At 55.3% G+C, this 16,008-nt stretch carries 12 protein-coding genes and 1 tRNA gene; 7 read left to right on the forward strand and 6 right to left on the reverse strand.

Features of this window, described 5'->3' with window-relative positions:
* Positions 1-310 precede the first annotated feature (310 nt).
* Positions 311-1,573: an AAA family ATPase gene (locus ACODSV_RS33300; protein WP_190300995.1), complete on the forward strand. Its 1,263-nt coding sequence runs from the start codon at positions 311-313 to the stop codon at positions 1,571-1,573.
* Positions 1,574-2,214: 641 nt separating this feature from the next.
* Here the strand turns inward: ACODSV_RS33300 and ACODSV_RS33305 are convergent.
* On the reverse strand, positions 2,215-3,165 hold the full coding sequence (locus tag ACODSV_RS33305; RefSeq protein ID WP_223817808.1) for a type VI secretion system Vgr family protein: 951 nt from the start codon (positions 3,163-3,165) through the stop codon (positions 2,215-2,217).
* A gap of 17 nt (positions 3,166-3,182) precedes the next feature.
* On the reverse strand, positions 3,183-3,860 hold the full coding sequence (locus ACODSV_RS33310) for a hypothetical protein (protein WP_150054048.1): 678 nt from the start codon (positions 3,858-3,860) through the stop codon (positions 3,183-3,185).
* Between the two features lie 408 nt (positions 3,861-4,268).
* On the opposite strand from ACODSV_RS33310, the gene ACODSV_RS33315 reads away from it, so the two are divergent.
* Together ACODSV_RS33315 and ACODSV_RS33320 are read left to right on the forward strand one after the other, a co-directional pair.
* The gene (locus tag ACODSV_RS33315; protein WP_150054047.1) at positions 4,269-5,432 is read left to right on the forward strand and encodes a site-specific integrase; all 1,164 of its coding nucleotides are present in this window, start codon (positions 4,269-4,271) and stop codon (positions 5,430-5,432) included.
* Positions 5,433-5,530: 98 nt separating this feature from the next.
* Entirely contained in the window at positions 5,531-6,625 is a 1,095-nt protein-coding gene (locus ACODSV_RS33320; RefSeq protein WP_150054046.1) for a DUF4062 domain-containing protein, read from the forward strand.
* A 500-nt stretch (positions 6,626-7,125) separates the two neighbouring features.
* Here ACODSV_RS33320 and ACODSV_RS33325 read toward each other — a convergent pair.
* Positions 7,126-7,215: transfer RNA gene (locus ACODSV_RS33325), tRNA-Ser, on the reverse strand.
* 319 nt (positions 7,216-7,534) lie between these two features.
* Here ACODSV_RS33325 and ACODSV_RS33330 point away from each other — a divergent pair.
* The 3 genes from ACODSV_RS33330 to ACODSV_RS33340 all read left to right on the forward strand — a co-directional run bounded on the left by ACODSV_RS33330 (position 7,535) and on the right by ACODSV_RS33340 (position 10,201).
* A complete protein-coding gene (locus ACODSV_RS33330) occupies positions 7,535-8,227 on the forward strand; it encodes a crotonase/enoyl-CoA hydratase family protein (RefSeq protein WP_024076915.1) in 693 nt (230 codons plus the stop codon).
* Between the two features lie 213 nt (positions 8,228-8,440).
* A complete protein-coding gene (locus ACODSV_RS33335) occupies positions 8,441-9,187 on the forward strand; it encodes a lysophospholipid acyltransferase family protein (protein ID WP_150054045.1) in 747 nt (248 codons plus the stop codon).
* 42 nt (positions 9,188-9,229) lie between these two features.
* Entirely contained in the window at positions 9,230-10,201 is a 972-nt protein-coding gene (locus ACODSV_RS33340; protein WP_041161284.1) for a magnesium and cobalt transport protein CorA, read from the forward strand.
* Here ACODSV_RS33340 and ACODSV_RS33345 read toward each other — a convergent pair.
* From ACODSV_RS33345 to ACODSV_RS33355, 3 genes are all read right to left on the reverse strand, one after another.
* Positions 10,179-10,922 carry an amidotransferase gene (locus ACODSV_RS33345; RefSeq protein ID WP_024076918.1) on the reverse strand — a complete coding sequence of 248 codons (744 nt, stop codon included), beginning with the start codon at positions 10,920-10,922 and terminating at the stop codon, positions 10,179-10,181. The genes ACODSV_RS33340 and ACODSV_RS33345 overlap by 23 nt on opposite strands.
* A gap of 188 nt (positions 10,923-11,110) precedes the next feature.
* Positions 11,111-13,258 (reverse strand): 3-hydroxyacyl-CoA dehydrogenase NAD-binding domain-containing protein, encoded by a 2,148-nt coding sequence (locus ACODSV_RS33350; RefSeq protein WP_150055912.1) that lies wholly within the window; start codon positions 13,256-13,258, stop codon positions 11,111-11,113.
* A gap of 15 nt (positions 13,259-13,273) precedes the next feature.
* Positions 13,274-14,479, reverse strand: a complete 1,206-nt coding sequence (locus ACODSV_RS33355) for an acetyl-CoA C-acetyltransferase (protein WP_024076920.1) — start codon at positions 14,477-14,479, stop codon at positions 13,274-13,276.
* A gap of 638 nt (positions 14,480-15,117) precedes the next feature.
* On the opposite strand from ACODSV_RS33355, the gene ACODSV_RS33360 reads away from it, so the two are divergent.
* On the forward strand, positions 15,118-15,924 hold the full coding sequence (locus ACODSV_RS33360; RefSeq protein WP_150055911.1) for a c-type cytochrome: 807 nt from the start codon (positions 15,118-15,120) through the stop codon (positions 15,922-15,924).
* The last annotated feature ends 84 nt before the right edge of the window (positions 15,925-16,008 follow it).

The raw sequence follows: 16,008 nt of genomic DNA on the forward strand, positions 1-16,008 counted from the left end.
AGGGGCAGCACCGTACCGGAAAGGTCAGGTGTTGCACTCAGTTTTCGCGGCCGCCCTACTTAAACTCTCAAACCTGCTGCCCGCCCAAGAGCGTCAGCCAACGGCTTCAAGGAAGCGCCAATGCAAAATCACCTAATGCCATTCACCTCTGATGGAATTTTTGTGACACTTTCGGGCCATAACGCACTTATAGCAACTAAGCTCACCACTGATAAAATAGACCCAATTAGTAAACACCAAGATCTAAACTTCACAAACACAACTAGTGAAGATAGCAATCGGGCAAGCCTAGCGCATGGATACAACTCAAATGAATGATACCTTAGAAACAAAAAACAAAAGCGCAAAGCACATAAAACACATTTCAGGAGAAATTATAACTACTGCGCGCCAAGTCTCAATAGATATAAAGTCTCGAAATCTGATAATAATTGGTAGAAACGGATCAGGCAAAACCTCATTCTTAAAGTCGTTACACCAGATCCTAATGAACAACATTGACGAGGGACAATTATCACAACTGGAAAACCTCCGAGACCAGCTTAGACAAGCAGAAGAAACACACCAACCTAGAATAAACCCCATAACCAGGATTTCTGGCCACGAATCTACACTTAGCTATTACCGTGAAGCAATAAAAAAAATAACAGAGCCTTTGAGCATCTCGTATGTGTCCTCAGACAATTTCGTAAAGGAATATAAGGAAGCACATGCAATTATTCGTTTTTATGAGGCAACGAGAAAGTCTGAAATTCTGAAAGTAACAGCAGCAACGGCACTTACTCCGGAAATGCCTGATTATAAGAAAAAGGAAAACCTAGGACGCAACCTAGAGCAGCACCTAGTTAATCTTGAAGTCAATATTGGCTTAGCTATGAGAAAGGGAAACAAAGAAAAAATACAACGAATAGAAACCTGGTTTAAAGCTTTTGAAAAAAACCTCAAGTTTCTTTTTGAAGACGATTCAATTCACACTGTCTTTGACGATGAGAACTTAGCATTCTCTTTGAAACAAGATAACAGGCCACCCTACAGTTTTCAGAGCTTATCATCTGGCTACCTAGCTATTTTTGAAATATATGCAGACCTTCTCGTGCGAACGGAGTATTTCAGCGTACTTCCTACTGAGTTGAGAGGAGTAGTGTTAATTGACGAGATTGATGCACACCTTCACACATCCTTGCAAAGGAAAATTTTTCCCTTCTTCACAAGATCATTTCCAAACATTCAATTTATCGTAACGACCCACTCGCCGTTCGTGGTCACTTCGATTGATGACGCCCTTATTTACGACATATCGACTGGGCAGGAGTGTGAAGATTTATCTCTATTTTCTTTGGAACACGTGGTGGAAGGAATACTGGGTGTTCCTCCAATATCGCAAAAAATGCAAGATCTCTTACAGGAGCTCACTTCCAAAAGTAACGACGAAAACTTTATTCCCGAGGATATCAATAAATTACTAGAGGCACTGTCTCCACATGCGGACACCCTTGACGATGAGTCTAGAATGTTCTATGAAATAGCCTTAAACAAATATCTGACTAAGAAGCGAGCCAGAAAAAATGTTTAATGTCATACGCCCATCTACCATTCCAGCTTCCCTAGCAGCCAAAAGTAGTTATAGCGCAAAAGACGTTGTGGCATCACTAGACCAAGCCTTTCATAGCAAATGTTATATCTGTGAGACCAAAGACCCTCTTATTTTAAACATTGAACACTTCCGATCTCATCAGGGGTGCGAAAGCAGAATGTATGACTGGAATAATCTATTTTATTCCTGCGGCAGGTGCAACAACTTTAAAAGACACCATTACGATAATATTCTAGACTGTACTGATCCAACATTAAATGTACTTATGTTAGTTCGTCACATCCCTCCAAATACTCCATTCTCAAACATTATAATTGAGGCGACCAACGACGAACCCTCCACCTTGCAAACCGCACATTTACTGAACCGAATTTTCAATGAGGCTGACACTGGAAACAAGTCCATTACGAGCGTCCAGCTCAGAAAGCGGGTTTATAGGAGATATGCAAAAGTAATTCAACACATTAATACATTCATCAATGATGACGAGCTGCCTAGCGCCCGCCAGCTCGCAATCGAACACTTAAAAGCTTTAATGGATGTTAAACAAGAGTATTCAGCTTTTTTAAGGTGGCCCATCATTGAATCACCTGAACTATTTGAAATATTGAACACATCAATCAACCTTTACGAGGCTCAGCCTTCAACGTGACGGAAGTTAGCTCCGAAGACAGCGCCTCCAACTTAAAAGCATCTTCAATAAACGCCGCAGCAGTTTGCGGCGCTTGCCCTATATTCGTATGAACGTGCTCAGAGAGCTTTATATTTAAACTCTCAACAAGACAAATCACATCATTCAGAATTCGAAGAACATTTACGCTAGCGGAACCTATCCAAGTTTTTGGGACCTGAAAGTTTTGGCTAACTTCTGAAATGCTATAACGCAAGCCGTTGATTGCTTCATCCATATCCCCTCCTACTATTGCATTATGTTTTTGTCCGACCACCAAGTTGAAGTCTCTCCCAGTCGCCTGGTGTAGATCATCCATCGCCACCAGACTGGCAAATCCCCCCGACAGCAGCTTGAGTGCCCCCAGCGCCTCGATCTTCTTGATCCCGCCCACCGATTCGGTTGAATGGTCGTCCACCGTCCGGGTGTGGCTCTGGAAGCTCTCAGTGTTCTGCATCGCCTCCACTTCCCGCTCGATCGCCTTGTCTTGGATCTTGCCGTCCGTTTGGCGCAGCCAGTTACCATCGGTGTCGACGCGCTGCTGGCAGGCCTCGCTGTGCTGCCACACCTGGTCACCCTTCAGTACCCGGGGCAGGCTCAGGCCGTGCGGCAGGATCTGCGTGATAAAGGGCTTGTGCGGCAGGCCATAGGCAAAGCTTACCACCACGGTGGTACCCTCCTCTGGGAAGCCGAACATGCCCGCCTCTTGCCCACCCATCGGCGCCGGCAGCGGGAGGCCAGTCAGGATCAGAAGCCCAGGATCCGGTTCGCCATCGGGCAGCAGCACTTCCACGTCGACGCCAAAGCGCGGCCGGAAGTCGTCGCACAGACCAAGTGCGGCCGGTGCATCGGGCACGGCCACCACGCGGCCAAAGTGTGGCAGGTGGTAGCCGTCGGTCAGTTCAGGGAATTAACGCTCTACGCTGCGACAGATTGCGTCGTCCATTTAATCGCCATTTGATTGCCGGCAAGGGTCACGCTGGTGATCCTCTCGCCCTGGTTGATGGTTGCACCTGGGCGCAGTCCTGGAAGGGCCGCGATCATTGCGCTCTGGTTGCCCTGGTAGCCGTCGAACAGTTCTACCGGCAGCTGCAGCGGCGAGCGGATGCCAAAGAAGCTGTCGGCCCAACTGCCCACAAATACTTCGCCGTCACCCTGCTGCTGCCAGATAAAGTCGGGGATGCTGAACACGCTGGCCAGGCTGTCCATGGCCAGGTAACCGGCAGCCAGGCTATAGAAGAACGGCGCCTTGGCCTGGGCATAGGCCCTGTCCGGCACGCGAAAGCGCAGACCGGTCTTGTCGCTGACCTCGGCCAAGACGCCCTGCAGGTCGACATGGCGCAGGTTCAACGGCATAGGCTGCGACAGGATTTCCGCCAGTTCACGGCAGACCAGGATCTGCTGCACGCTGTTGATCGCCGTGGAGCGCTCAACAAAGCCGATGAAGTGGCGCTGCAGCGGGTTGTCGTTGTAGCCGATATCGAGCGTCACCAGACCTTTGACCGGCCCTTCTGCCTGGATGGTGAAGGTCTCCCGGCCGGGGCTTTTGATCTCCAACCGTACTTCGTCTTTGATCAGCGAGTACCTGGTACACAAAACCCCTAAATCAAAAACCCGCCTCGAAAATCTCAGCCAGATGGCCAACACCCTGGGCGAACTGAGCGAAACGGGCGCCGCCGTCGTCGCCCAACTGCTCGCCAAGCCGACAACCCGGGGTGTATCACGCAATGTCTAACAATCCTGCAGCAACACCAGCGCGGCGCTTCCCATGGAACATTGACTACACCAGCCTTTGCGATCAGTGCGGCAGGTGGCGCGCCCAAGGTAACCATGACAAGTGCAGTCAGCGGCGCCAGCTGCAGAACGCGCATCTACGCAACCACAAGCCCAAAGAGTAAGCCGCGTCCACAAGAAGATGCGCTACCAGATACTTGGCCCGGAAACGGGCCTTTTTGTTTCCGATCGTCAGACTGTCGATACACAAGCACAGCGTTAGGGGTTTACATGAGTGGGGTCGAAGCTCGCGGGAAGTCCGTGAGAATCTATTTTCAATACAACGGGGAGAAGTGCCGGGAAGCAATCCCGGGCGGCAACACGCCGGCCAACGTGGCCCAGGCTAAGCGCATGGTTGAAATCATCGAGTACGAGATTCAGGCCGGCACCTTCGATTACGCACGGCACTTTCCCAATTCGGTCAAGTTGGTGGAAAACACATTCGGTCACTACCTGGACTTGTGGTTGAAGATCAAAGCTAACAGCGTCGCGGCTTCCAGCTATCGGGGTTACGCCAACAAAGCGGAGGTTCACGTACGGCCGCGCTGGGGGAAGGTACAGATCCAAAATATCGACCACCTGGACCTGCAGGAATGGATACAGGTAACCCTGTCGAAAACGCTGAAAAACAAGACCATCCGCGACATCATCAGTAACGTCCGCCAAGTGTTCCGACTCTATCGCACCAGGATGAAAGTGGCGCACGACCCAACCGAGGGTTTAGTGGTGCGACTGCCAGATCCCGAGGCGCCCGACCCATTCACCAGGGCGGAAATCAAACAGATCCTGGAAACCCACACCAACCGCACGCAAGAACTGTTGATGGTTCAGTTCATGATATGGGCCGGCCCCCGGGTGTCCGAGACCATCGCCCTGGCCTGGGAGGATGTCGACCTGGAGCAAGGCACGGTGACGTTCCGCAGATCCAAGGTGCGCGGGGCTTACAGGGTAACGAAAACCCGGCGTTCAACGCGTAAAGTCCGCCTACTAGCACCGGCCTGGGATGCACTGCAGAAGATCGACGCACTAAATCGGAAAAGAAAGGCCGAAACAGTCGATATTGTAGAGCGGGACAACAAGACGGTACGGCAGCACAAGCTGCACTTTGTCTTCTTAAATACGAAAAGCGGTTTGCCGCACGTCAGCGACTTCGTGGTCAGGGATAGGTTTTTCAAGGCTCACTTGCTCGCGGCCGGGGTTCGCTATCGCGGGCCTGGCCAGTGCCGGCACACGTATGCCAGTCAGTTGCTGACCACAGGGATAGCGTCGATAGACTGGATTGCCGAACAGATGGGACATACCAACGGGAATATGATCCGTCAACATTATGGGACGTGGATCAATGAGGACGGGCCGGATGTTGTTGGTATGTTGCAACTGGCCTTGAAGCTGTAGAGGTCGAGATGGCTGTGAAAAAACCTCATGGACGTCCTGATGGCAAAATAGTAGCGTTACGTGGATGCCATTCTCTCACATGGATTAGAGGAAGTTTAATGAAGCGCAAATTACAGATTTTCGTATCGAGTACGTTTACAGATCTAATACCAGAAAGACAAGCCGCTGTAAGTGCGATTCTAAAGGCAGGACACATTCCTGCTGGCATGGAACTATTTACGTCCGGCGATAAATCACAGATGGATACAATAAAAAAATGGATCGACGAATCGGATGTCTACATGCTGATACTAGGTGGGCGATACGGTTCGATTGAACCAATATCTGGAATTAGCTATACAGAGCTTGAATACAACTATGCAATCGAACAAGGCAAAGCTCTTTTCGCTGTAGTCATTACGGATGCTTCTCTAGAAGCCAAAATAAAGTCAAACGGCACCGCTTTTTTAGAAAAAGAAAATCCGCAAGCGCTAAAACTTTTTAGAACAAGAGTTCTTAACTACATATCCTCATTCTTTGAAGATGAAAAAGACATTCGATTATCGGTGCATGAAAGCCTATCTGATTTTGCCTCGAGCAGGGAGCTCAAGGGCTGGATTCAGGCCGACGAGCTCGTAGATACAAAGCCGCTATTCGAAGAAATAAAGAAGTTATCCGATGAAAACAACAAGCTTAAGGATACTTTAGCCGAACTAGAGAAAAAGTCTAAGCTGAGTCAATCTTCGCTAAACAATGACTTTGATGGCATTTACGAAATGTTAAAATCCGTCGAAATAAAAATCCCCGCAAAAATCAATAACGGCGTGGAAGTATCCAATACTTTATCCAATATTTTTATAAACAATAGAGACACCATAATAAGCGGCGTAACTAATGCCGCAAGTGGTTCCGACGTAGAAGGTTTCTTCTACTTCAACATATGCCCAAAACTTCAAGTACACGGCCTGGTCGAAAACGAGAAAGTTGCTGGAGCTCAATATCGTAGATACGCCATTACTAAAGCAGGCACCGCTTTTCTAGCTGAGTATGACAGACGAGTATTCAAACTAAATAAAGAGAAGGCGGAAAAAGCTAAAAAAGAGCTCGCTTCAGCAAGCGCAGCAGAACCTACCCCTTCTGCACCGCGAACCCCAAGCAAAAAAAAGGCGGTCACTCCGCCCCCAATCAACGGTGAACTGACAGATCCTACCTAGAAAACTTACGCCACCTTAGCGGATCGAAAAACCCAGTCGGACGTTTCCATCACAAAGTCAAAGCCCGTCGACCAGCGGGAGGTCGGGGGCCCTTTGAATATAAAAGGGGCTATGCGTAATACCGACCTCTCATTCACCTCAATCGAACATACCTCGACTCAGTTCTGTCGGTTTGCCCAGCACATATTTGATATGACTAGCCGCATCGGGCACGGTGCCCTGCACTACTGCCAATAAGGTCCAGCCATCCGCCAGCAACTCATTGGCCTTTTCCGCTCCCAAGCCTCTACAACCTCTCCTACGTTTTCAAACGTCATTGCAGCTGATCCTTGTGATGGTCTCCCATTTTAGGCACACAGGCCGAAGCGGAGACGGATCCTTTCAGTACGAAAAATCATCCATCTGTCCCAGATCTGTCCCATATAGCCATTTTTCAGACGCCAAAAACCACAAACCCCCGACTTTCTCTAGGAAAATCAGGGGTTTGCGTTTTCAGAATGTGGCGGTGAAGGAGAGATTCGAACTCTCGATACAATTTCTTGTATACACACTTTCCAGGCGTGCTCCTTAAGCCACTCGGACACTTCACCGTATCTCGTCAAACCAGTTCAGTCTGTCGAGGCGCGCTAATGTAGTCGAAAGCCTTTCTGATGGCAAAGGTTTTTTTCAGAATTTTCATGCGGTTAGGGGGTATATCGGAGTGGGGGCTGTGCAGGAGGGTGATTGTGCCAATCTCAGGCACTGATCGCGAGGGTCTACCCTGGCTGCTGTGCCCTGCCCTAGGCCGTCTGCCGTCGGGTATACGGGAAAAGTCTGACTGGGTAGTCAGTCATGGTGCTTTACCAGGGCGGGCGTGGTGGGTAACGTCTGCTGCATACGTCTATAACAAATCCTACAAGGAACCGCGTCATGAGTGAGTTGATCTCCTACCACCTCGAAGACGGTATCGCCACACTGACCTTGAGCAACGGCAAGGTGAACGCCATTTCTCCAGCGGTGGTCAGCGCATTTAACGAAGCGCTGGATCAGGCAGAGAAAGACCGGGCGGTGGTGATCATCACCGGTACACCGGGGATTTTGTCGGGTGGCTACGATTTGAAGGTGATGACGGCCGGCCCTAAAGAGGCTATCAGCCTGGTGACGTCGGGCTCGACGCTGGCACGTCGCCTGTTGTCGCACCCGTTCCCGGTGATCGTCGCTTGCCCAGGCCATGCGGTGGCCAAGGGCGCGTTCCTGCTGTTGTCGGTGGATTATCGGATTGGTGTCGAGGGCCCGTTCAGTATCGGCCTGAATGAGGTGGCGATCGGCATGACCATGCACCATGCGGGTATCGAACTGGCGCGGGATCGTCTGCGTAAGTCGGCGTTTCATCGCTCGGTGATCAATGCCGAGATGTTTGACCCGCAGGGCGCGTTGCAGGCCGGCTTCCTCGATAAGGTGGTGGCGCCGGAGGAGTTGCACGCAGCGGCGCTGGAAGCCGCACGGCAGTTGAAGAAGCTCAATATGAACGCGCACAAGCACACCAAGTTGAAAGTGCGCAGTGGGCTGCTGGAAGCCTTGGACGATGCCATCATCCAGGATCAGGGCCATATCCTCAGCTAATCGCCTACACCTGCTGCACCAAAGCCCGACCTTAAGTCGGGCTTTTTCTTACAGGCATATCCGAATCATCCCTCACCGCTCTAGACAGGCTCTGTCAGCACTTGTTGAAACATGTACTTAAACATCGCCTATCTCCTTCCTATTTAGGCGCAATTGCTGAATTCAGTGCACATCCGTACACTGCGCCCACTTTTGTCTCGATGAGCCGTATCGATGCTTTTTCTGTTGCGTATGTTGTTGATGGGTCTGCACTTTATCGCCGCCGGTGGGCTGGGCGTGCTGGTGGGAATCTGCCGGCCGTTCAACCCGGACAACAGCCGCCTGTGTGCCCGCCTGTATGCACTGCCGGCCATGTGGATCTTGCGCCTGAACGTGAAGGCCGACGTGGACTCGTTGCGCAACAAGCCCGGTACGTGCGTGATCATCGCCAACCACCAGTCCAACTATGACTTGTTTGTGCTCGGCACCGTGGTGCCGCACCGCACGGTGTGTATCGCCAAGAAAAGCCTGAAATGGGTGCCGTTGTTCGGCCAGTTGTTCTGGCTGGCGGGCAATGTGCTGATCGACCGGGGCAATGCATACAAGGCACGCCGGGCGATGCTGACCACCACCCATACCTTGCAGCACAAGGACACGTCGATCTGGGTATTCCCGGAAGGCACGCGCAATCTGGGCAGTGGCCTGATGCCGTTCAAGAAGGGCACGTTTCATATGGCGGTGGCCGCGGGTGTGCCAATCGTGCAGGTGTGCGTGAGCAATTACGTCACCCATATGCGGCTGAACCGCTGGAACAGCGGTGATGTACTCATACGCTCATTGCCGCCGATTCCTACCATCGGCCTGACTTCGGATGACATCCCGGCGTTGATGCAGGCGTGTCATGCGCAGATGGATGAGTGCATCAAGGCAATGGACCTGGAACTGCAAAGTGCCGCAACAATAGAACTCGCTTCAAGCTAAGCTGCCCAACACCTGTCCTCCTAATAAGAAGTGATCAGCATCATGGGTAGAGTTGTTGCGGCCGCTGTGTACAGCGCCGGAAAGAAAGTTACTGATATCACCCTTGACGAAGGCGCGGCCTGGGCCGCCAAACCCGGTCACTTTGTGTGGATCGGCCTGGAAGAACCCAACGCCCAGGAGCTGGCCAACCTGCAACGCCAGTTCAACCTGCATGAGCTGGCCATCGAAGACGCCCTGGAAAAACACAGCCGCCCGAAGCTGGAAACGTTTGGCGACGCGCTGTTTATCGTCACTTACTCACCGGTGCGCGAGAACGGCAAGCTGGTGTTTATCGAGACCCATATCTTCGCCGGCAACGGCTACATCATCACGGCGCGCAATGGCCATTCAGCGTCCTACGGCTTTGTGCGCCAACGCTGTGAGGCGCGGCCGTTATTGCTGGAGCATGGGGAGGATTTTGTCCTCTATGCCCTGCTGGATTTCGTCACCGAAAACTACCAGCCCGTGAGCGAGGCGATCCACGCCGAGATCGATGAGCTGGAGCGCAACGTGCTGTGCAGCTCGCTGAGTGAGCGCGATATCCAGAACCTTCACGGCCTGCGTCGTGATGTGTTGCGGCTCAAGCGCTATGTGGCGCCGATGGTGGAGATCAGCCAGGAATTGCAGAAGTTGAGCTTCCCGTTTATCGACAAGAACATGCGCCCGTATTTCCGTGACGTGCAGATCCACGTGACGCGGCAGATGGAAGACCTCACCACCCTGCGCGACATTGCCAGCCAGACCATCGAGATCGGGGTGTTGCTGGAAGCGTCGCGCCAGAGTGTGGTGCAACGCAAGTTCGCCGCGTGGGCGGCGATCCTGGCGTTCCCCACGGCGGTCGCGGGGATCTATGGGATGAACTTCCAGAACATGCCCGAGCTGCAGTGGCACTACGGCTATTTCGGGGTGTTGGGGTTCATCGCTTTAGGCTGTACCGGACTGTGGGCCAGCTTCAAGCGCTCGGGCTGGCTTTGACCTTGGCCTCGGGCTTGTGTGCCACAAAGCGCATCATCCATTCCGCCACGGTGACGCCATGGTGGTCGCGTTCGAGGCTGGCCACGCCGTTGGTGTAGACCTTTTCGCCCAAGGTTGTCTGAAGAATCTCCAGCAGTTCGCGGGAATAGTCGTGGACAAATTCCGGGTGCCCCTGGAAACACAGCACCTGGTCGCCGATGTGATACGCGGCGAACGGGCAAAAGTCGCTGGAGGCAATGACCGTGGCATTTTCCGGCAAGGTGGTGACCTGGTCCTGATGGCTGATCAATAGCGTCAGTTCAGGCACCTCCGGGCTCATCCACGGGGCCTTGGCGTCGAGCTTGTAGTCGTGGATGCCCATGCCCCAGCCCTGGCCGGCGCGCTCGGTCTTGCCGCCCAACAGCAGCGCCAGCAATTGGTGACCGAAGCAGATGCCCAGCAACTTGTCGCCGCGCTGGTAGCGTTCGAGCAGGTAGGTCTTGAGGGTCTGGATCCAAGGGTCGGTACCGAAGGAGTCGGCTTTGCTACCGGTCACCAGGTAGGCGTCGAATACTTCGTCGTCCGAGGGGTATTCACCCTGCACCACGTTGTACACGACAAATTCGGCGGGAATCGGCTGCTTGGAGAACAGGCGCTTGAACATCTGCCCGTAACCTTGGTACTGATCGATCAAGCCTGGACGCAGGATATCGGTTTCCAGGATGCAGACGCGTAGCGACATAAAAAATACCTGACACGGCGATGGGAATATTGAACACCCCAAGAGCCTGCCTTGAAATACCCCTCCAAGGCAAGCCCCGCAGGATGCTCTTCGTGGGAGAGGGGCTGGCTCCCGGCAGCGGTGATCCAGCCACTGTATTCTGTGACTGATGCTCCGCTATCGGGGGCAAGCCCCCTCCCACAGGTTGATCACCGAAATACTTCACCCCGCGCCGCTTTCTCCAGCAGCAACGCCGGCGGCGTAAAGCGTTCACCATACTGCTCGGCCAGGTAGCGCGACCGCGCGATGAAGTCGTTCAACCCGTACTGATTGATAAACTGCAACGCGCCCCCGCTCCACGCCGCAAAGCCAATCCCGAAGATCGACCCCACGTTGGCGTCCGCGGTGGACATCAACACGCCCTCCTCCACGCATCGCACGGTCTCGATGGCCTGGATAAACAGCAAACGGTCACGCACATCCTGCGCTGGAATCTGCTGGTCGGCTCGCTCAAAGCGCGCCTTCAACTCAGGCCATAAATGCTTCTGCCCGCCCGCCGGGTACTCGTAGAAACCGCCCCCCGCCGCCTTGCCCGCGCGTTTGTACTCGTTGACCAGCAGCTCAATCACCACCGTCGCCGGATGGGTCGGCACGGTTTTACCTTCGGCTTGCAGGTCTTTGGCGGTTTGCTGTCGGATATGGCTCATCAGGCTGAGGGATACCTCGTCGGACACCGCCAGTGGCCCCACCGGCATGCCCGCCTTGCGCGCTTCGGTCTCGATCATCGGCGCGGCCACGCCTTCGCCAAGCATGGCGATGCCTTCGTTGGTAAAGGTGCCGAACACCCGCGAGGTGAAGAAGCCGCGGCTGTCGTTGACCACAATCGGGGTTTTCTTGATTTGCAGGACGAAGTCGAAACCACGGGCCAGGGTTTCTTCCGAGGTATGGGCGCCCTTGATGATCTCCACCAACGGCATCTTGTCCACCGGGCTGAAGAAGTGCAGGCCGATAAACTTGCCTGGGTCGGGCACGGCCGTGGCCAGGCCGCTGATGGGCAAGGTCGAGGTGTTGGAAGCGATCACCGCGTCGCTGCCGACCACGCGGTGCGCAGCGGCGCTGACCTTGGCCTTGAGGTCGCGGTCTTCGAACACCGCTTCAATGATCAGGTCGCAACCGCCCAGGTCGGCGTCATCCTGGGTTGGATGAATGCGCGCCAAGATGCTTTCCCGCTGCCCGGCGGTCAATTGCCCACGGCTGACCTTCTTGTCCAACAACGCAGCCGTGTGCGCCTTGCCCTTTTCGGCGGCGGCCAGGCTGATGTCCTTGAGCACCACGTCAATGCCTGCGCTGGCGCTGACGTAGGCGATCCCCGCCCCCATCATGCCGGCGCCAAGCACGCCGACCTTGCGTGTCACATAGGTGGCAAACCCTTGGGGCCGCGAACGGCCGGCGTTGATTTCATTGAGCTGGAACCAGAAGGTGCCGATCATGTTCTTCGCCACTTGCCCGGTGACCAGCTCGGTGAAGTAGCGGGTTTCGATCAAGTGCGCGGTGTCGAAATCCACCTGGGCACCCTCCACCGCGGCACTGAGAATGTTCTCCGGAGCCGGGAAGCAGCCGTTGGTTTTGCTGCGCAGGATCGACGGTGCGATGGCGAGCATTTGCGCGACTTTCGGGTTCGACGGCGTGCCACCAGGGATCTGGAAGGTCTTGGTGTCCCAAGGCTGTTTCGCCTCAGGGTTGGCGAGAATCCAGGCGCGGGACTTGGCCAGCAGCTCATCGAGATCCGCCGCCAGTTCATCGATCAAGCCGGCTTGCAGCGCCTGTTGCGGCCGCACTTTCTTGCCTTCGAGCAAATACGGCAGGGCCTTTTCCAACCCCAGCATGCGCACCATGCGCACTACCCCGCCGCCGCCCGGCAACAGGCCCAGGGTGACTTCCGGCAGCCCCAGTTGCACCGACGGATTATCCAGCGCGACCCGATGATGGCAGGCCAGGCAGATCTCCCAGCCACCGCCAAGGGCCGCGCCGTTGATCGCGGCCACCACGGGTTTGCCGAGGGTTTCCAGACGGCGCAGTTGCGCCTTCAACACCAGCACGCTGTCGTAGAAATCCTTGGCGTGGGCCTTGTCGACCTTGATCAGCTCATTGAGGTCGCCACCGGCGAAGAATGTCTTCTTCGCCGACGTGACGATCACGCCGGCAAGCGTGTGCTTTTCCGCTTCCAGGCGCGCAACGGTGGCTGCCATGGCCTCACGGTACACGGCGTTCATGGTGTTGGCGCTCTGGCCGGGCATATCGAGGGTGAGCACCGCGATCTGGTCCTGGCCTTTTTCGTATCGGATAGCTTGGGTCATGACAATTCCTTGGGCTCAGAGGCGTTCGATAATGGTGGCGATGCCCATGCCACCGCCGACACACAGAGTGGCCAGGCCGTAACGCTGCTGGCGCACCTCCAGCTCGTCGAGCAGGGTGCCGAGGATCGCGCAGCCGGTGGCGCCCAGCGGGTGGCCCATGGCGATAGACCCGCCGTTGACATTGACCCGGGCGGCGTCGATGCGCATGTCCTTGATGAACTTGAGCACCACCGAGGCGAAGGCTTCATTGACCTCGAACAGGTCGATGTCCTCGACCCGCAAACCTGCCTTGGCCAAGGCCTTGCGCGTGGCCGGTGCAGGGCCGGTCAGCATGATCGTCGGGTCGGTGCTGGTGACCGCCGTCGCCACGATGCGCGCCCGCGGCCGCAGGCCCAGTTCACGGCCCTTGGCCTCGGAACCGATCAACATCAAGGCGGCGCCGTCGACAATGCCGGAGCTGTTGCCCGGGGTGTGCACATGGTGGATGCGCTCCACGTGGCTGTAGACCCGCAGTGCGGTGGCATCAAACCCCATCTGCCCGATCATTTCGAAACTGGGCTTGAGTTTGCCCAGCCCCTCGAGGGTGGAGTCGCCACGGATAAACTCGTCATGGTCCAGCAACACAATGCCGTTCTGGTCCTGCACCGCGATCAGCGATTTGTTGAAGGAACCGTCTGCGCGCGCCCTGGCCGCTTTCTGCTGGGAGTGCAGGGCGAAGGCGTCGACATCCTCACGGCTGAAACCTTCCAGGGTGGCGATCAAATCCGCGCCAATGCCTTGGGGCGTGAAGTGACAGTGCATATTGGTGTGCGGGTCGAGCACCCAGGCGCCGCCGTCACTGCCCATGGGCACGCGGGACATGGACTCGACGCCGCCGACCACCACCAGGTCTTCAAAGCCGGAACGCACTTTCATCGCGCCGAGGTTCACCGCCTCCAGGCCCGAGGCGCAGAAGCGGTTGATTTGCACGCCGGCGACGCTGATGTCCCAGTCGGCCACGAGCGCGGCGGTCTTGGCGATGTCGGCGCCTTGGTCGCCCACCGGGGTGACGCAACCGAGGACGATGTCATCGACCTGATGCGTGTCGAGGTCACTGCGCCGGGCCAGTGCCTTGAGTAACCCCGCCACCAGGTTCACCGGCTTGACACTGTACAGGGCACCCTCGGCCTTGCCTTTGCCACGGGGCGTGCGTATCGCATCAAAGATCAAAGCTTGGGTCATGACGTCCTCGAACCATTGCGCAGTAGTGCCCTTACCTTAGGCCCGATTGACACGGTTTCAATGACGGATGCGCTCATAGGTTTTGACCCCCACGCTCGGACGAACGGTAGGTAGCTACAGGATTCGCCTGATTAATCGTTTTAGCGGTCTAGCCAAGGCATTGGCGCCAAGATGGCGATAGGCCTCATAGCGTTTTAATCAGTAATTGCGATTAGCTGATATGAAATGGGTCTAAGCCACGCAGAACGAGGGCTCTAAGGTTCAATCAGTAAGACGTTGCTGCCGGGTTTTGCTGGAGCAACTGTAAGAAAAGCGACACGTCACGTTGCGATACTGACCTACACCGGCACGCATTTGACGCTCAGGAATAACAACAAAAGGCAGTCAGCCATGTTCAAGCACACGAAAGTACGTCAGGCGGGACTTATTCTGTTCGCCACCACACTGATTCTGATCCTGCCCAACCTCACCAAGGTTATTGGCTGACGAATCACATGCCCCATTCTGTACATCAGGATTGCAGTTTTTGGCAGCACCTGTCGGGACATTGCTTATAGCGGTCCTGTCAGGAGCTGCCGTTTTGCGTGCGCATTTTGCGCTATCGTAGGTTCCATCCCCCTTTCGTCCGGACCTCTCTCTTGAAACCGTCCCTAGCCTTCCTCGCGCTGCTCCTGGCCCTGCCCGCCTCGGCTGCGCAACTGACCATCGAACTGGACCACGCCAGCAGGACCTGGCAGACCGCCGAGTTGCTCAAGCTTCCCGAGGCGCAGACGGTGCAGATCGTTGATGATGTGTCCTACAAACGCAACATGACCTATCGCGCAGTGCCGCTGGCGGCGCTCCTACCGGGCCTCAAGCCGGAAAACCATCTGCAAGCCGTGGCCCTTGATGGATTCGCCGCTGAACTGACGGCCGCGCCGTTGTTGCAAAAAAGCGGCGCCCGCGCCTGGCTCGCGGTGGAAGACCCCGCTCACCCATGGCCCGCGCTGGCCGACGGCAAACCCAGCGCCGGGCCGTTTTACCTGGTGTGGACCGACCCGCAGGCCGGGCCTATCAGCCCGGAACAGTGGCCGTTCCAGGTTTCCGCGATCAAGCAATTGAGGACCGTGGCCGAGCGTTTTCCCGCGCTGTTACCCGACCCGAAACTGGCGGCCGATGACCCGGTGAACCAGGGCTTTGCGCTGTTCCAGAAAAACTGCCTGGCCTGTCACCGCCTCAATGGTGGCGGCGATGCGCAGGTAGGGCCGGACCTGAATATTCCCTACAACCCCACCGAGTATTTCAGCGGCGATTTCCTCAAGCGCTATATCCGCGACCCACAGAGCCTGAGGCGCTGGCCGCAGGCAAAGATGCCAGCGTTCGCCGCCAGTGTGTTGCCTGACAGCGAGCTGGCGTTGCTGGTGGGGTATTTGAAGCATATGGCCGGGCGTAAGCAACAACCCTGAATCCAGCCAATCTCTGTAGCAGCGGATGTGCTGTGGCGAGCGGGCTTGTTGTGGCGAGCGGGCTTGCCCCGCGTTGGGCTGCGA

The sequence above is a fragment of the Pseudomonas sp. FG86 genome (assembly GCF_057808775.1).